General features: G+C 73.3%; 17 protein-coding genes, 1 pseudogene and 1 riboswitch. Of the genes and pseudogenes, 5 read left to right on the plus strand and 13 right to left on the minus strand.

The genetic code is table 11. The annotated features are described in order from the left end of the window. Positions 1-43: 43 nt before the first annotated feature. From ACIBZJ_RS00875 to ACIBZJ_RS00900, 6 genes and pseudogenes are all read right to left on the minus strand, one after another. Positions 44-803, minus strand: a pseudogene (locus tag ACIBZJ_RS00875) (SDR family NAD(P)-dependent oxidoreductase). Positions 804-867: 64 nt separating this feature from the next. After that, a complete protein-coding gene (locus tag ACIBZJ_RS00880; protein ID WP_395924030.1) occupies positions 868-1,587 on the minus strand; it encodes an SDR family oxidoreductase in 720 nt (239 codons plus the stop codon). Beyond that, a complete protein-coding gene (locus ACIBZJ_RS00885; RefSeq protein WP_395924032.1) occupies positions 1,584-3,146 on the minus strand; it encodes a DHA2 family efflux MFS transporter permease subunit in 1,563 nt (520 codons plus the stop codon). The genes ACIBZJ_RS00880 and ACIBZJ_RS00885 overlap by 4 nt, the downstream gene beginning before the upstream one ends. Further along, complete coding sequence (locus ACIBZJ_RS00890) at positions 3,143-4,468, minus strand: dihydrolipoyl dehydrogenase family protein (protein ID WP_395924034.1); 1,326 nt, start codon at positions 4,466-4,468, stop codon at positions 3,143-3,145. Before ACIBZJ_RS00890 ends, ACIBZJ_RS00885 begins: the two co-directional genes overlap by 4 nt. Next, positions 4,461-4,652 (minus strand): bleomycin resistance protein, encoded by a 192-nt coding sequence (locus ACIBZJ_RS00895; RefSeq protein ID WP_395924036.1) that lies wholly within the window; start codon positions 4,650-4,652, stop codon positions 4,461-4,463. Before ACIBZJ_RS00895 ends, ACIBZJ_RS00890 begins: the two co-directional genes overlap by 8 nt. Positions 4,653-4,657: 5 nt before the next feature. Beyond that, on the minus strand, positions 4,658-5,101 hold the full coding sequence (locus tag ACIBZJ_RS00900) for a VOC family protein (RefSeq protein WP_395924038.1): 444 nt from the start codon (positions 5,099-5,101) through the stop codon (positions 4,658-4,660). Between the two features lie 113 nt (positions 5,102-5,214). Between ACIBZJ_RS00900 and ACIBZJ_RS00905 the strand changes: the two genes are divergently transcribed. Together ACIBZJ_RS00905 and ACIBZJ_RS00910 are read left to right on the plus strand one after the other, a co-directional pair. Further along, positions 5,215-5,445 carry a hypothetical protein gene (locus ACIBZJ_RS00905; RefSeq protein WP_395924040.1) on the plus strand — a complete coding sequence of 77 codons (231 nt, stop codon included), beginning with the start codon at positions 5,215-5,217 and terminating at the stop codon, positions 5,443-5,445. A gap of 21 nt (positions 5,446-5,466) precedes the next feature. Continuing rightward, a complete protein-coding gene (locus ACIBZJ_RS00910) occupies positions 5,467-6,021 on the plus strand; it encodes a hypothetical protein (RefSeq protein WP_395924042.1) in 555 nt (184 codons plus the stop codon). Here the strand turns inward: ACIBZJ_RS00910 and ACIBZJ_RS00915 are convergent. Further along, positions 6,003-6,968: a 2-hydroxyacid dehydrogenase gene (locus ACIBZJ_RS00915; protein WP_395924044.1), complete on the minus strand. Its 966-nt coding sequence runs from the start codon at positions 6,966-6,968 to the stop codon at positions 6,003-6,005. The two genes, ACIBZJ_RS00910 and ACIBZJ_RS00915, sit on opposite strands and share 19 nt — an antisense overlap. Next, positions 6,929-8,245: an enolase C-terminal domain-like protein gene (locus tag ACIBZJ_RS00920; RefSeq protein ID WP_395924046.1), complete on the minus strand. Its 1,317-nt coding sequence runs from the start codon at positions 8,243-8,245 to the stop codon at positions 6,929-6,931. The genes ACIBZJ_RS00915 and ACIBZJ_RS00920 overlap by 40 nt, the downstream gene beginning before the upstream one ends. A gap of 124 nt (positions 8,246-8,369) precedes the next feature. On the opposite strand from ACIBZJ_RS00920, the gene ACIBZJ_RS00925 reads away from it, so the two are divergent. The 3 genes from ACIBZJ_RS00925 to ACIBZJ_RS00935 all read left to right on the plus strand — a co-directional run bounded on the left by ACIBZJ_RS00925 (position 8,370) and on the right by ACIBZJ_RS00935 (position 14,644). Then, a complete protein-coding gene (locus tag ACIBZJ_RS00925) occupies positions 8,370-9,692 on the plus strand; it encodes an LLM class flavin-dependent oxidoreductase (RefSeq protein WP_395924048.1) in 1,323 nt (440 codons plus the stop codon). A gap of 46 nt (positions 9,693-9,738) precedes the next feature. Beyond that, positions 9,739-12,741 carry a BTAD domain-containing putative transcriptional regulator gene (locus ACIBZJ_RS00930; RefSeq protein ID WP_395924050.1) on the plus strand — a complete coding sequence of 1,001 codons (3,003 nt, stop codon included), beginning with the start codon at positions 9,739-9,741 and terminating at the stop codon, positions 12,739-12,741. Positions 12,742-12,934: 193 nt separating this feature from the next. Then, positions 12,935-14,644 (plus strand): cholesterol oxidase substrate-binding domain-containing protein, encoded by a 1,710-nt coding sequence (locus ACIBZJ_RS00935; protein WP_395924052.1) that lies wholly within the window; start codon positions 12,935-12,937, stop codon positions 14,642-14,644. Positions 14,645-14,675: 31 nt separating this feature from the next. Here ACIBZJ_RS00935 and ACIBZJ_RS00940 read toward each other — a convergent pair whose 3' ends face one another. From ACIBZJ_RS00940 to ACIBZJ_RS00960, 5 genes are all read right to left on the minus strand, one after another. After that, positions 14,676-15,449: an MOSC domain-containing protein gene (locus ACIBZJ_RS00940; RefSeq protein WP_395924054.1), complete on the minus strand. Its 774-nt coding sequence runs from the start codon at positions 15,447-15,449 to the stop codon at positions 14,676-14,678. 10 nt (positions 15,450-15,459) lie between these two features. After that, positions 15,460-15,539, minus strand: a riboswitch (S-adenosyl-L-homocysteine riboswitch). 40 nt (positions 15,540-15,579) lie between these two features. Further along, the gene (locus ACIBZJ_RS00945) at positions 15,580-16,497 is read right to left on the minus strand and encodes an NAD(P)H-dependent flavin oxidoreductase (protein ID WP_395924056.1); all 918 of its coding nucleotides are present in this window, start codon (positions 16,495-16,497) and stop codon (positions 15,580-15,582) included. After that, on the minus strand, positions 16,487-18,064 hold the full coding sequence (locus ACIBZJ_RS00950; protein ID WP_395924057.1) for a class I adenylate-forming enzyme family protein: 1,578 nt from the start codon (positions 18,062-18,064) through the stop codon (positions 16,487-16,489). The genes ACIBZJ_RS00945 and ACIBZJ_RS00950 overlap by 11 nt, the downstream gene beginning before the upstream one ends. Continuing rightward, a complete protein-coding gene (locus tag ACIBZJ_RS00955; protein WP_395924059.1) occupies positions 18,048-18,437 on the minus strand; it encodes a nuclear transport factor 2 family protein in 390 nt (129 codons plus the stop codon). Before ACIBZJ_RS00955 ends, ACIBZJ_RS00950 begins: the two co-directional genes overlap by 17 nt. After that, on the minus strand, positions 18,434-20,149 hold the full coding sequence (locus tag ACIBZJ_RS00960) for a class I adenylate-forming enzyme family protein (protein WP_395924061.1): 1,716 nt from the start codon (positions 20,147-20,149) through the stop codon (positions 18,434-18,436). The genes ACIBZJ_RS00955 and ACIBZJ_RS00960 overlap by 4 nt, the downstream gene beginning before the upstream one ends. Between the last annotated feature and the right edge of the window lie 9 nt (positions 20,150-20,158).

Genomic DNA, 20,158 nt, shown 5'->3' on the forward strand with positions numbered 1-20,158 from the left:
TCGTGGTTCTCGCACCGATCGTAGGTCTACACAGGCCGTTCGGTCACCAGGTCTGATCGCCCGCTCGCACCAGCATCTCGTTCACCGCGACCCGCCGCTCCCGCGTCACGATGTACGCGATCGCGTCCGCGATGTCCTCCGGCCGCATCGCCTCGATCGACGACGTCTGACGCCGGGCCGCCTCCCGGATGCCGTCGCCGAGGTGGTCGGTCAGCTCGGTGTCGACGGTGCCCGGCTCCACCACGCTGACCCGTACCCGCTGGCCCACCAGCTCCTGCCGGACCGCGTCCGAGAACGCGACCAGGCCGGTCTTGGTCAGGTTGTAGACGCTGCTGCCCGGCCGGGCCACCCGGCCCGCCGTCGAGCTGATGTTCACCAGATCCGCGACGCCGCGCGGAGAGTCCGCCGCCGCGCGCGCCAGGTGCGGCAGAGCCGCACGGGTGACGTAGAGCAGCCCCTGGACGTTGAGCGCCACCATCTGGTCCCAGTCGTCCAGGGAGGCCTCCAGCGCCGGGCCGAGCAGCATGATTCCGGCGTTGTTGACGACCGTGTCGAGCCGCCCGAGCCGGGCGACCGTGTGGTCGACGGCGCCGATCGCCCCGGCCCGGTCCGTCACGTCGGCCTGCACGACGAGGGCGATGCCGCCCTCGTCGCCGATCGTCGCGGCCAGCTCGTCGAGCCGCTCCTGCCTCCGGGCGACGAGCGCGACCGCCGCGCCCTCCCGCGGCCAGCCGCCGCGCGGTGGCCGCGCCGATCCCGCTGCTCGCGCCGGTGACCAGCGCGACGGTGTCCTTCAGAATCATCGGTGTTCCCTCACGAGTCCGGATCACAGCGACGTCGATCGCCGTACGGCGTCCCGCGGCCCGATCAGGCCCGCACGAATTGCTGGCCGCCGTCGACATCGTAGGTCGCTCCGGTGAGCGCGGTGTTCGTCATCAGGTGCAGGGCCAGCGCCGCGACGTCCTCGGGGCCGACGACGCGGCCGATCGGGAGCGTGTCGCGCAGCTGCCGGCGGCGCTCGTCGAGCTCGTCGCCGAGCAGGCGGGCCGACAGCGGCGTGTCGACGAACCCGGCCGCGATCACGTTGACCCGGACCGGCGCGAGCTCGATCGCCAGGCCCGCGGCCAGCGCGGGCAGCGCGGCGGTCATCGCGGCCGCGAGGATCAGGCCCCTGGCCGGGCGGCGGGCGCCGGTACCGCCGACGAAGAGGAGCGCGCCGGAGGGCCGCAGGTGCGGCGCCACGGCCTTGGCCAGGTGCAGCTGAGCCCAGAGGTGCTCGTCGACGTTGCGGCGGGCCTCGGCGAAGTCGAGCTCGTCGAGCGGGGCGTAGTAGGCACCACCGGCGGTGGTGAGGACGTGGTCGATCGGTCCGAGGTCGTCGAAGAAGCGGTGCAGGGCGTCCGGGTCGGCGGCGTCGAACGCGGCCGTCCGGCGCGCGCCCACGCCGGCGGCGGCCGCCGCCAGGCGCTCGGGGTCGCGGCCGGTGAGGACCACCTCCGCTCCTTCGGCCCGCGCCTGCCGGGCCGTCTCGAGCCCGATTCCGCTGCTCCCGCCGATGAGGACGACGGTCTGGCCGGTGAGTTTCACGCGAGGGTCCCTTCAGGAGCCGGAGGCGGCACCGGAACCGGCTCTGCCGGTGTGCCGGGCGCGGGTGTGCCGGGCGGGGGCGTTTCGGGGTCGGGGGCGCCCGCCAGCGCGGGGGCGCACCCGTGGTGCGGGCCCGGCGGCACCACGGCCGGAGCCGGGGTGGCGGGGCGCGCGTCGCTCACGAACAGGGCGGTCACCACCGCGGCGGCGGCGCAGACCGCGGCGAGGACGAGCATCGCGGGGCGGTAGCCGTCGGCCAGGGCGGGGCCGAGACCGTTGGCGCCGCTCGCACCGGCCGGGCCGTGCCGGCCCAGGAGCAGGGGCACCGCGGCCACCGCGAAGAGGCCACCCAGGCGGGAGGCGGCGTCGTTGACCGCGGACGCCTCGCCCAGGTCGGCGTCGGGCACCGCGGCCAGCACGGCGGCGGTCAGCGGCGCGACCGCCAGACCGATGCCCAGCCCCCACAGCAACGCCGACGGCAGGATCACCGCGACGTACGACGAGCCCGGCCGGGCGAACGACAGCCACCCGAACGAGCCCCCGACCACCACGATCCCGGCCACCATCAACCACCGGGGCCCGAACCGCGACACCAGCGCACCGCTGGCCGGCGACACCGCCAGGAACACCACCGACGACGGGATCAACGCCGCACCGGCCGCAGCGGCCGAGTACCCCAGCTGCAGCTCGCACTGCAGCACCAGCAGATACCCGGCCGCCGCCAGCCCGCCGTAGAACAGCACGGTCGTCACGTTGATCGCGTCGAACTGCCGCGAGGCGAACAGCGACAGCCGCAGCATCGGCGCCCGGAGCCGCCGCTCCACCGGCACCAGCGCGGCCAGCGCCACGACCCCGACCACCACCGGCACCAGCGCCGACGCACTACCCCACCCGGACGCCGACGCGGTGTTCAGCCCGTAGAGGACGCCACCGAGCCCCACCACCGTCAGCAGCGCACCGGCCGCGTCCAGCGACAGGGCCCGCCGGGCCTGCGGTGTTTCCGGCACCCATCGCAGCACGATCAGCCCGGCGAAGATCAGCGGCACGTTGAGCAGGAACACCGACCGCCAGGACGCGTGGTCGACGAACCACCCGCCCGCGTACGGGCCCAGCGTCGTGCCGATCGTGGCGATCGCCGCCCAGATCCCGATGCCCCGGGCCCGGTCGGGCACCCGCAGCGCGCCGTTGAGCAGGGCCAGGCTCGTCGGGACGACCAGCGCCGACCCCGCACCCTGGAGCACCCGCGCCGCGATCAGCGCACCGACGTTCGGCGCGACCGCGCACAGGACCGAGGCCACGAGCATCACCGTCAGCCCGATCGCCAGCACCCGGCGGCGTCCGAACCGGTCGGCGAGGGCGCCGCTGAGCAGCAGCAACGCGGCCACGGACAGCAGGTAGCCGGTGAGCGTCCACTGCAAGCCGGCCAGACCGGCGCCGAGGTCCCGGCCGATCGCCGGAACCGCGACGTTCACGACGTTCGCGTCGAGAAAGCTCACCATCGAGGCCAGCACGGTCGCCGCGATCAGTGCGACCCCGGCCCGGCTGCGCAGCGCGATCATCGCCGGATCGCTTCGCGCAGCGCGAGGAGCGCACCGACGTAGATCTCGGAGAACGTGGGGAACGGCTGGATCGTGTCGCGCAGGACCTCCAGCGGCACCGTGGCCCGGATCGCCAGCGTCGCCTGCTGGAGCCACTCGCCGGCCTCCGGGCCGAGCGCGTACGCGCCGGTCAGCCGCTCACCGTCGGAGAGCAGCGTCAGGAAGCCGTTCGACTCGGCGTAGGCCCGCGTGTACGTCTCGGTCTTGGCGATCTCGTTGAGCGGCACGGTCGCCGAGTACCGGGCCGACGTGGCACCGACCGCCGCGGCCGCCGGGTCGGTGTAGACCACCCGCGGCACCGCGTCGTAGTTCGCCTCCCGCGGTTCGCCGAGCAGGTTCGCGGCCACGACGTCCCCCTGGTATTTGCCGACGTGGGTCAGCAGGAACAGGCCGGTCGCGTCGCCGACGGCCCAGAGCCGCTCCGCGGCGCGCAGCCGGGCGTCCACCGGAACGCCGTGACCGCCGGCCGGGATCCCGACGGTCTCCAGACCGAGCCCCTCGGTCCGCGGCCGGCGGCCGGTCGCGACCAGCAGACGGTCACCGCGCAGCTCACGGCCGTCGTCGACGACCAGGACGTAGGTCTCCCCGTCGAGACGGGCCGCGGTTGCCCTGGACCCGAGGACGACCTCGATGCCGTCGCGGCGCAGGACCTCGGCCAGTGCCGTGCCGAGCGGTGCCGGTTCGCGCGCCAGCAACCGCTCGCCCGCGACCAGCACCACCTCGCCGCCGAGGCGGCGCACGGCCTGGGCCATCTCGACGCCGACCGGGCCGCCGCCGAGCACCAGTAGCCGCCGTGGCACCTCCTTCATGCCGGTGACCTCGCGGTTGGTCCAGAGACCGGACAGCTCCCGCAGGCCGGGGATCGGCGGGACGATCGGGTCGGCGCCGGTGGCCAGCACGACGTCGCCGGCGGTGTAGCGGACGCCGTCGACCTCGACCGCTCCGGTTCCGGCGAGCCGGCCGGTGCCGCGGATCAGATCGATGCCCCGGGACGCGAGCCAGCGCTCCTGACCGGCGTCGGAGTAGTCCGAGACCATGAAGTCGCGCCAGGCCAGCGCGGCGGCGACGTCGATCTCGGCGGTGGCCCGGGCCTCGCGCGCGGCGTGCACGGCCTCGCCCGGGCGGAGCAGGGTCTTCGACGGGATGCAGGCGTAGTACGAGCACTCACCGCCGACGAGTTCCCGTTCGACCAGCGCGACCCGCAGCCCGCCGGCGGCGATCGCCCCCGCGGTGTGCTCGCCCGGGGACCCGCCGCCGACGACGATGACGTCGTAGTCAATCATCGAGGACCGCCTCCGTGTGCTTCCCGGCGTCGGCCACGGCCCGGCCGGACGCGTTCCCGTCGGCGCGGGACACGACGTAGGCCGCGTACCAGTCCCACCAGTGGTGCGGCGGGGCCACGGCCTCGTAGGCACCGTGGTGCTGCTCGGCTTCCTCGAGCAGGCTCGCGAGCGCGCCGACGTCCATGGGCGTCACCGGCCGGGCAGCCGGGTGGTGATCTCCTGCAGGACCCACTCGTTGCCGTCCGGGTCGGCGAACGACGCGAACGAGCGATAGCTGGCGTGCTCGGGCGCGGGCCCGGGGACCTGGTGCTCGGTACCGGCGTGATGGAACACGCCGCCCGCGTCGTGGAAGACGCCGCTGACGTTCGCCCCGTGGGCGGCCACCTCCGCGCGCGCCGCCTCGATGTCGTCGACGACGAGGTGCAGGCCCTGCACCGAACCGGGAACCGCGCTGCTCAGACCGGTGCCGAAGATGACCGAGGCGGGGGAGCCGGGCGGAGTGACCTGGACGACGCGGAACTGGTCACCGGTGGCGAAATCGGCGTCCAGGCGCCAGCCCAGGCCGGTGTAGAAGTCCTTGGCCTTGTCGACGTCGGAGACCGGGATGACGAGTACTTCGAGCTTGAAGTCCATGCGACCAGCGTGTCGCTCGTGGGCGGTTTCCGACCCAGGGAGAGTCCCTGGTCTCGGCAGAATTCGCGGTGTGAGCGGGGGGTGCTCGCGGGTAACTCCCCACCATGGAAATCGTGCTGATTCTCGTGCTGGCGGCGCTGGTGTTCTTCGCGGTCCGGCGCTGGCAGATCGCGATCCGCGGACAGCGCCTCGCAGACCCGCATCCGCCGACCGAGTCGTGGTTCCCGCTGAGCCCGCGGCGCCAGGTGCGCCGGGCCACCGACGCGAGCACCGTGCACGTCCGGAACGAGCCGGGGCGCACCGAACCGCTGCCTCCGGCGGGGGACGGTCCCGCTCCGTTCTGAGGCCGGTGCATACTCCTGCGTGTGCGCGTGGGGATAGCTCATCACTTCGGGTGGGCGGTGGCGGTGACGGCGGACGAGTCGTTCGCGGTCGTCGACCGGCGGCGGATCGAGCTCGTGGAACCGGGCGTGGAGGCGGCGCCGGTCCACGGGCTCAGCCATTCGACGGCGGTGCTGGACGACGCCGCGGTGGCGGCGCTGGTCGCCAGGGTGCGGGCCTCCGCGGTGCGGGCCACGTCCACGGCCCTGGACGGGTTGCCGCCCGGGATCGTGTCGATGTCGCTGCGCGCCTGGCCGCCGGATTTCCCGGTGGACGTCGCGGTGCTGCGGCGGGTGCCGTACGAGGCGCGGGCCGACTCGGTGATGTACCGGCAGGTGCTGGCCGACGCGGCGCGGGAGCGCGGGTGGCAGGTGCACCTGTTCGAGGCCCGGGACGTCGAGAGCCGGGCCGTCGGTCTGGTCGGCGACGCCGATTTCCTGAGCCGTCCGCGCGAGCGGCTGGGGCCGCCCTGGGGCAAGGACCATCGCCTCGCGCTGGCGGCGACCGTCCTGGCCGGTGGCTACCCGCTCACGTCGTAGGGCGTGACCAGCGTTCCGTCGCGGAAGAACTGAGCCACGTTCGCCAGCACCAGGTCGGCCATCGCCTGCCGGGTCTCGACCGTCGCGCTGCCGACGTGGGGGAGCACCACGACGTTGTCCAGGCCGAGCAGCGCCGGTGGCACGTGCGGCTCGTTCCGGACGACGTCCAGCCCGGCCCCGGCCAGGCGCCCGCCGACCAGCGCCGACACCAGCGCGTCCTCGTCCACGACCGAACCGCGGGCTACGTTCACCAGATACCCGCCGGGCCCCAGCGCCGCCAGCACCGCCTCCGACACGAGGCCGGCGCTGGCCGGGCCGCCGGCCGCGGTCACCACCAGCGCGTCGGCCCACGAGGCCAGGTCTTCCAGCGACGCCACGTACCGGTACGGCGCCTCGGGCCGCTCCCGCCGGTTCGTGTACGCGATCGAGCACCCGAACGCGGTGAGCCGCGAGGCCACCGCCGATCCGATCCGCCCCAGCCCGAGGATCCCGACCTTCGAGCCGCTCACCCGGCGGGTCAGCGGGTACGAGCCCCCGGCGGCCCAGTGACCGGCCCGGGTCCAGCGTGCTACCGCGCCGAACCCGCGCATCACGTCCACGAGCAGCGCGACCGCGGTGTCCGCGGTGTCGTCGGTGAGCACGTCCGGCGTGTTCGACAACAGGATTCCGCGCCGGCGCACGGCGTCCAGGTCGGTCCGGTCCACCCCGACACCGAACGTCACGATCGCCCGCAGCGACGGCAGGGCGTCGAGGAGCTCCGCGGTCAGTCCGCTGTGACCCCCCGTCACCGCCAGCACGGCGTCCCGTTCGGCGCCGGACGGAGCCGGCTGAGCCATCTTCACCGCCCCGTACTTCGAGGCGAGCGTCGACGACAGGCCCGCACCCAGCGGGCCGACCTGCAGTACCGTCACCGCACCAGGGCCGGCTTCTTCGGATCGAACGTCCATCCCGGTATCAAATACCGCATGCCCTCGGCGTCGTCCCGCGCCCCCGGTGCCAGCTCCTGGTGGAGGGCGTGCGCGGCCGCGAGCCGCTCCTGGTCGAGCGCGATCCCGAGGCCGGGGCCGGACGGCACCGACACCGCCCCGTCCCGGATCGCGAGCGGTGCGACCGTCAGCCGCTCCCGGCCCTCCTGCCAGATCCAGTGCGTGTCGAGCGGCGTGTACTCGCCTATCGCGGCCGCTCCGACGTGCACGAACATCGCCAGCGATATGTCGAAGTGGTTGTTCGAGTGCGAGCCCCACACCAGCCCGTTGCCCGCGCACACCTGCGACACCCGCACCGACCCCTGCATCGTCCAGAAGTGCGGGTCGGCCAGCGGGATGTCGACGCTGCGCAGCGCGATCGCGTGCCGCAGCTGACGCCAGTCGGTCGCGATCATGTTCGTGGCCGTCGGCAGACCGGTCGCCCGGCGGAACTCGGCCATGATCTCCCGCCCGGAGTACCCGTCCTCGGCGCCGCACGGATCCTCGGCGTACGCGAGTACGTCGCCGAGCCCGTCGCAGAGCGAGATCGCCTCGGCGAGCGACCAGGCCCCGTTCGGATCCAGCGTGATCCGCGCGTCCGGGAACCGCGCCTTCAGCGCCCGGACCGCCGCGATCTCGTCGGGGCCGGCGAGCACTCCGCCCTTCAGCTTGAAGTCGCGGAACCCGTACCGGGCCGCGGCGGCCGAAGCCTGCGCCACGATCGCGTCCGGCGTCAGCGCCTCCTGGTCGCGCACCCGGTACCAGGGATCGCCGGCCCCGGCCCCGGCTCCGGTCCCGGGACGGTTCCCGACGTAGAACAGGTAGCCGAGCATCCGCACCGAGTCGCGCTGCTGCCCGTCCGGCCCCAGCAGCGCCGCGACCGGCAACTCGAGGAACTGCCCGAGCAGGTCCAGCAGCGCCGACTCGACCGCGGTGACCACGTGGATCGTCGTCCGCAGATCGAACGTCTGCGGTCCCCGCCCGGCGGAATCCCGGTCCGCGAACGTCGACCGGATCCCGGCCAGTACCGCTCGGTAGTCCGCCACCGAGGCCCCCACCACCAGCGGCGCGCACTCCTCGAGCGTCCGGGTGATCGCCGGCCCGCCCGGCACCTCGCCCAGCCCGAGACGCCCCGAGGAGTCTTCGGCGACCACCACGTTGCGGGTGAAGTAGGGCGCGTGCGCGCCGCTCAGGTTGAGCAGCATGCTGTCGCGCCCGGCCACCGGATACACCGAGAACCGCACCACCCGAGGAGGCATCGGGCTCACCCCTTCCCGAACGGAACCGGGCCGATCGCCCGCCCGCGCCCTTGATCTTCCCCCCGCGTCAAGGGCCCGTTCGGTAGTACATATGGTCGACGAAGCGGGTCAGTAGAGTGAGTTCGTGTCGGCGAAATCCATGATTCTGGGCGCGATGATCTTCTACCCGGGTGGCGAGCACCTGGCGAGCTGGCGCCTCCCCGGCGCCCAGCCCGAGCGCTACCTCGACCTCGGCTACTACCGGGACTTCGCCCGTACCGCCGAGCGCGGCGGTTTCGCCACCGCGTTCGTCGCCGACGAGCTCTACGTGTGGGACCGCTACCGCTCCGGGATCGACCACGTCGTCAACACCCGGCTCGAACCGTTCACGCTGCTCGGCGCGCTCTCGCAGGTCACCGAACAGATCGGGCTGGCCGCGACGGTCTCGACGACGTACAACGAGCCGTACCACATCGCCCGCAAGCTGGCCTCGCTCGACTTCCTCAGCGAGGGGCGGGCCGGCTGGAACGTCGTCACCAGCGCCAGCAACGAGGAGGCCTGGAACTTCGGCCGGGACGCCAACCTCGACCACGAGGTCCGCTACCGCCGCGCGGCGGAGTTCATCGACGTGGTGAACGGTCTCTGGGACTCCTGGGAGGACGGCGCGCTCCGCCACGACAAGGAGTCCGGGTACTTCGCCGACGCGTCCAAAGTCCACCGGCTCGACCACCGGGGCGAGTTCTTCACGGTCCGCGGCCCGCTGAACATCGTCCGCCCGCCGCAGGGCCGCCCGGTGATCTTCCAGGCCGGTGCCTCCGAGGCCGGCCGGGCGCTCGCGGGCGCCACCGCCGAAGCGGTGTTCACGCTGGACGGCGGTGGTCTGAAAGGGTCCCAGGCCCTGTACGACGACTACAAGGCCCGCGCCCGCGCCAACGGCCGCGACCCCGATCACCTCAAGGTGCTGCCCGCGCTCTCGCCGGTCGTCGGCCAGACGAAACGCGAGGCCGAGGAGTACCTCGACCTGATCGAGGAACTGACCCCCGACCGGCTCTCGCTCGACTGGCTCTCGCACTACCTGGAGTTCGACGTCAGCGAGTTCGCGATGGACGAGCCGTTCCGGCCCGATCTGTCGGTGCCGACCAACCAGGTCCAGTCGGTGTTCGAGCGGATCCGGAAGGTCGCCGGCGACGGCACCCTGACGCTCCGCGAGATCAACCGCCTGCTGCTGCGCAACCGGTTCCTGGTCGGCACCCCCGACCGCATCGCCGACTGGATGACCCGGCGTTTCACCAACGGCGCGGCCGACGGCTTCATGCTCGCGTTCTCGTCGATCCCGGTCGGCATCGAGCAGTTCGTCGAGCTCGTCGTGCCCGAGCTGACGAAGCGCGGTGTCTACACCGGGGAGTACCGGGGGTCGACGCACCGTGAGAACCTCGGACTACCGACACCGCCCAGCCGGTACAGCTGATGCCCGATAGTCTCGTGTAGACACACGCCTTCCCGGAGGTTTCTTCTTGTTCCGCCTGCTCGGCGACCTCGATGTCCGGGCTGCCGACGGCCGCCCGGTCGCCGCTGGGCGGCGCAAACAGCGCGCGCTCCTGGTGATGCTCCTGTTACGAGCCGGTACGGTCGTCCGGGCCGACGAGATCATCGATGCGCTCTGGGACGGCGACCCGCCCTCTTCGGCACGGGCGAACCTCCACTCGTACGTGTTCGGGGTGCGGCACGTGCTCGACGAGGTGGCGCCCGGCGGAGCGTCCACGCTGGTCACGTCGTCGGCCGGCTACCGCCTCGACCTCGGCGACGGTGAGTGCGACGTCGGCGTGTTCGACGCGGCGGCGGCCGACGGCCGGCGCGCGCTCGACCGGGGCCGCCCGCGGGAGGCGCTCGACCGCCTGACCGTGGCCCTCGGCCTGTGGCGGGGCCCGTTCCTGCCCGACCTGGCCGACCTGGGCTGGGTCGTGCCGCACGCGGCGCGGCTGACCGAGAGCCGGCTGGCCGCGATCGAAGATCGCGCCGAGGCCTGCCTCGCGCTCGGCGAGCACGCCGGGCTGGTGGCCGACCTGGCCGTCGCCACCGCCGGGAACCCGCTGCGCGAGCGGCTCTGGGCCCGGTACGTCCGCGCGCTGCAGGCGACCGGCCGGCGGACCGAGGCGTTGGCCGCCTACGAGACGATCCGGGCCGCGCTCGCCGACGAACTGGGCGTCGACCCCGGCCGGGAGCTGCAGGAACTGCAGGCCCAGCTGCTCGACGAGCCGGTCCACCGCCCGCCGGCGCTGTTGCCGCCCGCGGTGGCCGACTTCACCGGCCGCGCGGAGGAGGTCCGCCGGCTGCGCAAGGCGCTCTCACCGCACACGCCCCCGTCCGGTCTGACCGTGCTGGGCATCACCGGCATGGCCGGCGTCGGCAAGACGACGCTGGCGCTGCACGTCGCGCACTCCGCCGCGACGGCCTATCCGGACGGCCGCCTCTACGCGAACCTCGCCGGAGCCGGTCCGAACCCGGTGCCGCCCGCCGACGTGCTGGCCCGGTTCCTCCGGGCGCTGGGTGTGCCGAGCCCCGCGATACCGCCCGACCCGGACGAGCGCGCCGAGCTCTACCGCACGCTGCTCGACGGGCGCCGGGTCCTCGTCGTGCTCGACAACGCGGCCTCGGAGGCGCAGGTCCGGCCGCTGCTGCCGGGCACCGCGGGGTGCACGGTGCTGCTCACCAGCCGGGTCCGGCTGTCCGGGCTGGAGGGCGCCCGCTGGTCGGAGCTCGACGTGCTCACCGAGGACGACGGCGTCCGCCTGCTGGCGCGGATCGTGAACGACGCCCGGGTCGGCGACGACAGCGCGCACGACACCGCGGCGGCCGACGTCGTGCAACTGTGCGGCGGCCTGCCGCTCGCCGTCCGGATCGCGGGCGCGCGGCTGACCAGCAGGCCCAGCTGGACGCTGAGCCGTCTGGTCGCGCTGCTGCGCGACGAGAAGCGCCGCCTCGATCGGCTGGACATCGGCGACCTGCAGATCCGCGCGTCGCTCGCGCTCAGCGAGGACGCGCTGCGGCCGTCCGCCCGGCGGCTCTTCCGGGCGCTCGCCACCGTCGACGGGCCGGACTTCGGAGGGTGGCTCGCCACCGTCCTGTCGGACCAGCTTCCCGAGCGCGCCTCCCTCGACCTCGACGACCTGGTGGACGCTCACGTGCTGAGCGCCGTGGGCACGGACTCCGCGGGTCAGACCCGGTACCGGTTCCACGACCTGGTCCGGCTCTACGCGCGGGACGAGGATCCGGGTGACGTCGTGCGCACCGCGATCGGCGGGTGGCTGGCGGTGGCCGAGCGGCTGGAGCCGGCGCTACCGGGGCCGTGTTACGCGCCGATCCCGGGGTCGGCGTTCCGGCCCGACGTGGCCGCGGTGCTCGACGACCTACGCGGGGTGGAGCCGCTGGACTGGTTCGACGCCGAGCAGGCCGGCGTTCGCGCGGTGATCCGGCAGGCCTGTGCGGCTGGGCTGCACGAGGCCGCGTTCGACCTGGCCCAGCGGATGGAGAAGTACTTCGACGTCCGCGGCATGTACGCCGAGTGGGCGACGACCAACCGGCTGGTGCAGGCCGCGTGTGCGGGTGCGGGCAACCGGCGCGGCGAGGCCGTCGTCCGCCGGGGTCTGATCGACGTGAACACCTGGATCAGCGACGACCACGGCACCGAGGCGATGGCCCGGTCGCTGGACGAGGCGCTCGAGCTGCAGGACCTGTTCCGGGAGCTCGGAGAGCTCGGGGGAGCGGCGGACGCCGCGGTCATGCGGTCGTGGGGGCTGACCGCGTCGGGACGGCGGGACGAGGCGATCGCCGCCGCCCGGGACGCGTTGCGCTGGGCCGGGGAGACCGGTCACCTGGGCGGGCAGCTCCGGGCCCACATCTCGCTGGCGCTCGCGCACCGGGAGCAGGCGGAGCTCGGCGAGGCCCTCGAGCACCTGTTCCAGGCCCTCGACCGGGCCCGCGAGCTCGGCAACCCGCGGCAGGTGGCGAGCGTGCTGCAGTTCCTCGGCATCGGGCACAGCGAGTACGGCGCGCTCGACGAGGGCGAGGCCTACCTGACCGAGTCGCTGGAGATCTCCGAGCGGCACCGCGACGGGTACACCTCGGCGCTGACCCGGATCGGCCTGGCCCGCCTGCACCTGCGGCGGGGCGACGCCGAGGCGCGCCCGGCGGCGGAGGCCGCGCTGGCGCACGCCCGCGAGTACCGGATGCCCCACCACATGGCCGACGCGCTGGGCATCCTCGGGGAGATCGAGCTGAACGCGGGGCACCCGGCGGAGGCCGCCGAGTACCTGCGCGAGTCGGTCGCGCTGTGGCGGACGCGGGGGTGGCTGCGGTTCCAGGCCGCGGCACTGGTGCTGCTCGGGCGGGCGCTGCACGAGCTCGGCGACCCGTCCGCCGCCCACGCGCTGCGTGAGGCGCAGACGCTGTTCACGGACGCGGGTGACGCCGACGGTGCCACCGGGGCGGCCGCGGTGTTGCGAGAACTGCGGGTCTGACTCGAGACGGTCTGACTCGAGACGGGGGGCGGATGCGGGCCGCCACCCGCACCCGCCCCCCGTTTCGAATCCCCCTCCGGGCCCGGCACGGGCCCAGGGTCACAGCAACCTCTATACGCGACCTACACATCTCCGGTACGGTGTGCGCCCCCAAGCAATTGCTTGTTAGGGATGACCCCCAGAGGAGGGGCACATGGGAGCTGCACACCCCGTTGGCCGCCGCACCGTCCTCAAAGGTGCCGCTGCGGTGATCGCCGCAGGCCTGGTAGCCGGCGAGTCGTTCGCGTTACCCGCTTCAGCCGCCACGATCGCCGCACCACCGGAGTTCCCGTCCGGTGTCGAGCTGTACCAGCAGGCCTATGTGAACTGGTCCGGGGAGATCGACCTGGACGGCGTCTGGACGTGCGCGCCGGCGACCACCGCCGACGTCGTCGCGGTCGTGAACTGGGCGCGGGCACACGGGTACCGCGTCCGCCCGAAAGGCATGAGTCACGGCTGGTCGCCGACGCTGCTCCCGGCCGGAGCGGACGTCTCGGCGGTGGTGCTGGTCGACCTGACCAAGCACCTGGCCGGGATCAGCGTGGGGTCCGGGACCGTGACGGTCCAGGCCGGGGCGACGGTCGACCAGCTCACGGTCGCGCTGGAGAACGCCGGGTACGGGCTGGCCGCGCTGACCGCACCCGGGAACCTCACGGTCGGCGGTGTGCTTGCGATCGGGGCCCACGGGTCGGCGGTACCGGCGACCGGCGAGACCCGGACGCCGGGCACCAGCTACGGGACGCTGAGCAACGCCGTGCTGTCGATCACGGTCGTGGCCTGGAACGGCTCCGCGTACGCGCTGAAGACGTACACCCGGACGCAGCCGGACATCGCCGCGTTCCTGGTGCACCTCGGGCGGGCGTTCGTGGTGAGCGTGACGCTGCAGGTGGGTGCGAACAAGCGCCTGCGGTGCCAGAGCTTCTACGACATCCCGACCGCGACGCTGTTCGGCCCCCAGGGCACGTCCGGGCGGACGCTGTCGAGCTATCTGAACTCCAGCGGCCGGGTGGAGGCGATCTGGTTCCCGTTCACCGACCGCCCGTGGCTCAAGGTGTGGTCGCTCGCGGCGTCGAAGCCGCTGCTGTCGCGGTCGGTGTCGTCGCCGTACGCGTACACGTTCGCGAACTTCCTGTCCAAGGAGCAGAGCGACTTCCTGTCGCAGGTCGTCAGCGGCAACACCAGCGGGACGCCCGCGTTCCAGAATTTGCAGATCTCGATCGTGGGATCCGGGCTGATCGTCACCGGGACCTGGGACATCTGGGGCTGGTCGAAGAACACGCTGCTGTACGTGCAGCCGACGACGCTGCGGATCGTCGAGGCCGGGTACGCGGTGCTGACGTCGAGGGCGAACGTGCAGCGGGTGGTGAACGAGTTCTACGTCAAGTACCAGGAGCGGATCACCGCGTACCAGGCCCAGAACAAGTTCCCGATGAACGGTCCGGTCGAGATCCGGGTCACCGGCGTCGACGCGCCGGGCGAGGTCAACGGCGGCGGCGTGAGCCCGCAGCTCTCGGCGGCCCGGCCCCGGCCGGATCATCCGGAGTGGAACACGGTGGTCTGGCTCGACATGGGCACGATCCCCGGGACGCCGGACTGCGACGCGTTCTACGCCGAGATGGAGGCGTGGATCGAAGGCAACTACACCGGTAGCTACGCGACCGTGCGGCCGGAGTGGTCGAAGGCGTGGGCGGTGACGCCGTCCGGGGCGTGGACCGACACCGGTGCGCTGACCGGGCGGATCCCGGCCAGCCTCCGGGCGGGCCAGCCGTCGGGTGACAACTGGGACACCGCCCGGGCGACGCTGAACGGTGCCGACCCGCACCGGGTGTTCAGCAACACGTTCCTCGACACGTTGCTGCCCTAGGACGGGTCGCGGCTCGCGGTCTCCGGGTGGATCACGATTCGATCCTGGTCCGCCCGGTGACCGGCCCGCCGGCCGCCGGGGGGTCCGCCGCCGGGTGGTCGGGGGTCGGGTGGTCGGGGGCCTCGACGACGACCGGGTCGCCGACCGCCAGGCGGCCGGGGAGTTCGACGGTGCCGTAGAGGCCGAAGGTGCCGGCCCGGTGGGTGGCGATCGCGCGCAGGACCTCCGGGCTGCGGCGGCCGGTGCGGGGGTCGATCGTGACGACTACGCACCGGCGGTCCCGGCGGTCGGCCCGGACGCGTACGCCGCCGAGCGTGACCGTGCCGCCGACCCAGTTCTCCTCCGGTTCGCCGGTCTCGACGAGGATGTTCGGGCGGAACCGGCCCGGGCCGGGCGGGGATCCGAGGAGCCCGGCCAGGTCGGTGAGCGATCGCGTGGTGAGCAGGGAGACCGGGGCGCTGTCGAACGTGCCGCGGTCGAGCTTCATCGGGTGGCCACCGAGTTCGGCCGCGAGCGCCGGATCGAGCACGTCCCGTTCGGTGCCCGCCGGTGTCCGGACCGTCACGCCGGACGCGTCGGGGCGGCCCGGGTCGGTCACCCGGGGCCGGTAGGTGCCGAGCTCGTGGTGCTGACGGAGGGTGAGCCAGGGAAACCCGTCCCCGCCGCTGTCCGGCCGGACGAACCCCCAGCGGCGGTCGCCGGCCAGGCCGTTCCACGAGACGTCGACGGAGTCGAGCGGCTCCGCGGCCATGGATTTGACGGGGTATCGATAGAGCGCGGCCACTCGGCCGACGGTGCGTCGCACGTTCGCCTCCCGAAGGGAGGCGCCCTTCGAACCGAAGGTGCCGGGCCGAGCGTGGCGGGGCCTCACCCCGTCGCAGCGCCCCTCGGCCGGCCCACCGACGGTAGCACCGGCACCCGGCCGGGGTTCGCCGTTATCTGTTCACCCGCCGGGCGAACGACGCCACGGCACCCTCGAACTCCTTCTCCAGGCGGTCGACCACGACCGCGACCGCCGGCGCGTCGCGCACCAGCCCCAGCCCCTGGCCCGCGGCCCAGAGGTCCTTCCAGCGCGACGCCGGTGCGGCACCGTCGTAGGTCCGGGCCACCGCCGCCGCCGGGTCGATGCCGTGGGCGGCCAGGCTCGGGCCGAGCCAGGACGCGGGCGTGCCGGTCACCGCGGAGCTGATCACCAGGTCGTCCGGGCCGTGATCCACCACCATCTGCTTGTACTCCGGCACCGCCCGGCTCTCGGCGGTCGCGAGGAACCGCGTCCCGACCGACACCAGATCCGCGCCGGTCGCGAGCCCGCCCGCGATCCCGGCGCCGTCCGCGACCCCGCCGCCGACCACCAGGAGCCCGTCGAAGAACGACCGCACCGCCGGGACGAACGCCAGCGGCGACAGGGACCCGGTGTGCCCGCCGGACCCGGCCGACACCAGCCCCAGCCCGTCGGCCCCGGCCGCCACGGCCTTCCGCGCCAGCCGGAGGTCGATCACGTCCGCGATCACCAGCCCGCCGTACGCATGCACGGTCTCGACGGCCGGCGCCGGCGATCCGAGCGCGGTGATCACGATCGGCGGACGATGTTCGGCCACCAGCCGCAGGTCGTCGGGAAGGCGGGTGTTCGTCCGGTGCGTCACCAGGTTCAGTGCCCAGGGGGCGTCGCCGACACCGGCGCGGATCGTCCCCAGCCACTCGTCCAGCTCCGCGCTGGTCCGGCAGTTCGGCGCCGGGAACGAGCCGAGCACGCCCGCGTTGGTCGCCGCGATCACCAGCTCGGGACCCGACACCAGGAACATCGGGGCACACAGCACCGGCAGCCGCAGGCCGGACAGCACGTCAGGAAGCATCGAACCTCTTCCGCAACTCGTCTTTCCGAACCTTCAGACTGGCCGTGCGCGGCAACGCGTCCACCACGTGGATCGCGGTCGGCTTCTTGTACGACGCCAGCCGGCTCCGGACCAGGGTGTCGAGCGCGCTCGTGTCCACGGTGACGCCCGGCCGCGGGACGACCGCCGCGGTCACGGTCTCACCCCACCGCGGGTGCGACACCCCGAACACCGCCACCTCCGCGACCCCGTCGCCGAGTGCCAGCACCTGCTCCACCTCGGCCGGGTACACGTTCATGCCCCCGGTGACGATCATGTCCTTGAGGCGTCCGCGCACGTAGAGGAACCCGGCCTCGTCGAGCGACCCGAGGTCGCCGGTCCGGAGCGCGCCGTCCGCCAACGCCTCCGCGGTCGCGGCCGGGTCGCCGAGGTAGCCCTCGAACAGCGTGTCGCTCCGGACGACGATCTCGCCGGTCTCGCCGGGCGGCAGGCGCGTGCCGTCTCGTCCGACGATCGAGACCGACGCGATCGGGACCGCCCGTCCGGCCGAGGCGAACGGGTCGTCGGCCGCGCAACCCGGGCGCCAGTCGTCCGGGACGGTCGCGGTGACCGGTGCACCGGTCTCGGTCATGCCGTACGTCTCGACGTACCGGGGCCCGATCGCGTCGACCAGGCCGGCCACCGTGTCGCGGTCGGCGAGCGAGCCGGAGTGCAGCACGCCGTCGAGGTGCGTCAGCACCTGCGGGCGGCGGCGGACCTCGGCGGCGAAGGCGGACATCAGCGGCGTCGGGGCGTAGGTGAAGTTCGTGCGCTCGCGGATCATCGCGTCGACCCAGCGGTCGGGCGTGAACCCGGCCAGGAACGAGATCTCGCCGCCGACGTAGAGGTGGGGGAGCACGACGCCCCAGACTCCGGCGACGAACGCCAGCGTCCCGGTGAATCCGCACCGGCTACCCCAGCGCAGCCCGTCGTGCGACGGCAGGTGCCGCACGATCCGGGCCAGGTTGCGATGCGTGTGCACCACGCCCTTGGCCCGTCCGGTGGTGCCGGACGTGAACCCGACGATGCCCGGCAGATCGGGATCGATCGGCGCGTCCGGTGTCGCGGTCGACCCGGCCGACACGAGCCGCTCGTAGGAGACGAACCCGGCCCGGCCCGGAGCACGCCCGTCGCCGGCCGGAGCGGGCCCGCCCAGCCCGATGACGTCGAGGCCGGATCCCCGGAACAGGTCGTCGAGACGGTCGGCGTGACCCGCGGTCACGCAGACGGTGCCGGCGTTCGCCCGCGACAGGACCTCGGCGATCTCGGGCCCGGCCAGACGGTCGTTGACGTGGACGGCGGTGGCGCCGGTGAGGCCCACGCCCAGGTAGGCCTCGACCGCGTCGGCGCGGTCCTCGACGACCAGCGCGACCCGGGACCCGGGGCCGATGCCCCGGGCCGCCAGCGCGTGCGCGAACCGCACGGCCCGGTCGCGCGACTCCCCGTGCGTGCGCACCAGGCCGTGCCCGCGGAACGCCACGTCCCGGGGCCGGCGTCCCATGGCCGCCACCACCAGATGGGCCCAGGACACGTCAGTCGGCGACGTCACTGCCCAGGCCCATCCCGCGCAGCAGCGTGGCCCGGTCGTAGTACTCCAGCCATTCGGTGACCAGTCCGTCGGCGATCCGCAGGATTCCGACGACCGGTACCTCGCCCAGGTGCCCGTTGAACGTGAACCGGTCGACCCGCTCCACGAACACCCGCCCGTCGATCACCCCGAGCGCCTTGACGTCGAGGTGGATCCAGGTCGCGCCCGACGCCAGCTGCCGGAGCCGCCCGGCGATGGCTTCCCTGCCGACGAGAGGCTCCTGCATGACGCTGTGCAGCACGGCGTCGTCGGCGAAGAGGCCGATCGCGGTGTCCCAGTCGAGCGCGTCCCAGGCGTCGAACATCCGCCGGGCCACGGCTAATTGATCCGTCATGCCGGAGCCTCCGATTTCGCCCGCCGAAGTTCACGCTTCAGGACCTTGCCGACCGGGTTACGCGGGAGCGCCTCCCGCACTTCGAGGCGCTCCGGCAGCTTGTACGAGGCGATCTTCTCCGCGCGCAGGAACGACACCAGCTCGTCGAGCGTCAGCGTCGCCCCCGGTGCCAGCACCACGATCGCCGCCACCTTCTCGCCCAGCACCTCGTCCGGATCGCCGACCACCGCGACGTCCGCGACCGCCGGGTGGGCCCCGATCAGGCCTTCGAGCTCGGCCGGGGCGATGTTCATCCCGCCCCGGATCACCAGGTCCTTGGCCCGGTCCAGGAACCGGAGGAACTGGCCGTGGTCGCCGGCGATCTCGAAGATGTCGCCGGTCTCGAGCATTCCTTCGGCGTCGAACGGCGACCCGCCGTTCAGGTAGCCCGCGAACACGGTCGGGCCGCCGAGATGCAGCTCGCCGGGCCGGCCCGGGTCGGTGATCTCCACACCGGTCTCCTGATCGACCAGCTTGATCGACACCCACTCCGAGATCCGGGACGACCAGGTCACGCCGGGTGCGCCGTAGCGGGGGAAGAACCGGGCCCGGTCGGCCGGATCCGGGAAGTCCTCCGGGCTGGAGAGCAGGCCGATGCCCTCGTTCGACCCGAAGAAGTTGATGACGCTGATCCCGAACCGTTCCTGCCAGCCCCGCACCATGTCGGGCTGGAGCGGTACCGAGCCGGATCCGATCCGGGTCAGCGACGAGAGGTCGGCGGCCTGTCGCAGTCGCTCGTCGGAGAGCAGCAGCCACAGCATCGCGGGCGGCGCGACCGTGTACGTGACCCGTTCGTCCGCGATCTGTTCCAGGAAGACGCCCAGGTCGAACGGGTGGTGCTGGACGAGCAGGCAGCCGGTCCGCAGCCAGGGCAGGAACATCCCGTTGAGGCCGGCCATGTTCACCATCGGGAACGGGTTCAGCAGCACGTCGCCGGCGACCATCCGGGGCGCGTCCACGGTGGCCCAGCAGATCGCCAGCCAGTCCAGATGGCACCGGGGCACGCCCTTGGGGACGCTCTCGGTCCCCGACGTCCAGCAGATCGTGAGCGCGTCGTTCGCGTCGTTGGGATCGGCGGTCCGGTGCGCCTCGACCCGCTGCCGGTCGGCCTCCGACGCCGAGGCCGGCACCCACGCCGCATCCGCGCCCGAACCACCCTCGGCGGGCAGGCCGAACGTGACGACGGCCGTCAGCGACGGCAGCCGGTCGCGGACCGCGACCACCTCGGCGGCGGGGGAGCGGCCGCCGAACGCGGCCACGGTGACGAACGCACGGAAGGAGGCCTGCCGCGCCATCTCGACGACCTCGCGCTCGCGGTACTGCATCGGCAGCGGCGAGACCACCACGCCGAGCGTCCAGGCCGCGAGGTACACCTCCGCGAGCTCGATCGTGTTCGGTAACTGCACTCCGAGCACGTGACCGCGCCCGAGCCCGAGGTCGAGCAGCCGGGCCGCCAGCCAGGTCACCTCCGAGTCGAGCTCCGCCCAGGTCAGGCGTCGGGGCTCCGCGCCGAGCAGGGCGGCCCGGTTGGCCGGATCGGCGATCGCCGGATGCGAACCCCGGGCCGCGACCGTGTCGCGGAAGATCTGATCGACGGTTTCCTCGCTCCACCAGCCCCGCGCGACGTAGTCGGCGACCTTCTCGGGCGGATGGAGACCACGACTGACAGCCACTGCTGCTCC

The organism is Cryptosporangium sp. NPDC051539 (assembly GCF_044454545.1).
In the GTDB taxonomy this organism is placed as follows: domain Bacteria; phylum Actinomycetota; class Actinomycetes; order Mycobacteriales; family Cryptosporangiaceae; genus Cryptosporangium.

What these genes read in the sequence shown, in the direction of transcription:
- ACIBZJ_RS00885 (WP_395924032.1), bottom strand. Translation starts at nt 3,146, where the DNA reads ATGATCGCGCTGCGCAGCCGGGCCGGGGTCGCACTGATCGCGGCGACC.
- ACIBZJ_RS00890 (WP_395924034.1), bottom strand. Translation starts at nt 4,468, where the DNA reads ATGATTGACTACGACGTCATCGTCGTCGGCGGCGGGTCCCCGGGCGAG.
- ACIBZJ_RS00895 (WP_395924036.1), bottom strand. Translation starts at nt 4,652, where the DNA reads ATGGACGTCGGCGCGCTCGCGAGCCTGCTCGAGGAAGCCGAGCAGCAC.
- ACIBZJ_RS00900 (WP_395924038.1), bottom strand. Translation starts at nt 5,101, where the DNA reads ATGGACTTCAAGCTCGAAGTACTCGTCATCCCGGTCTCCGACGTCGAC.
- ACIBZJ_RS00915 (WP_395924044.1), bottom strand. Translation starts at nt 6,968, where the DNA reads ATGGACGTTCGATCCGAAGAAGCCGGCCCTGGTGCGGTGACGGTACTG.
- ACIBZJ_RS00920 (WP_395924046.1), bottom strand. Translation starts at nt 8,245, where the DNA reads ATGCCTCCTCGGGTGGTGCGGTTCTCGGTGTATCCGGTGGCCGGGCGC.
- ACIBZJ_RS00935 (WP_395924052.1), top strand. Translation starts at nt 12,935, where the DNA reads ATGGGAGCTGCACACCCCGTTGGCCGCCGCACCGTCCTCAAAGGTGCC.
- ACIBZJ_RS00945 (WP_395924056.1), bottom strand. Translation starts at nt 16,497, where the DNA reads ATGCTTCCTGACGTGCTGTCCGGCCTGCGGCTGCCGGTGCTGTGTGCC.
- ACIBZJ_RS00955 (WP_395924059.1), bottom strand. Translation starts at nt 18,437, where the DNA reads ATGACGGATCAATTAGCCGTGGCCCGGCGGATGTTCGACGCCTGGGAC.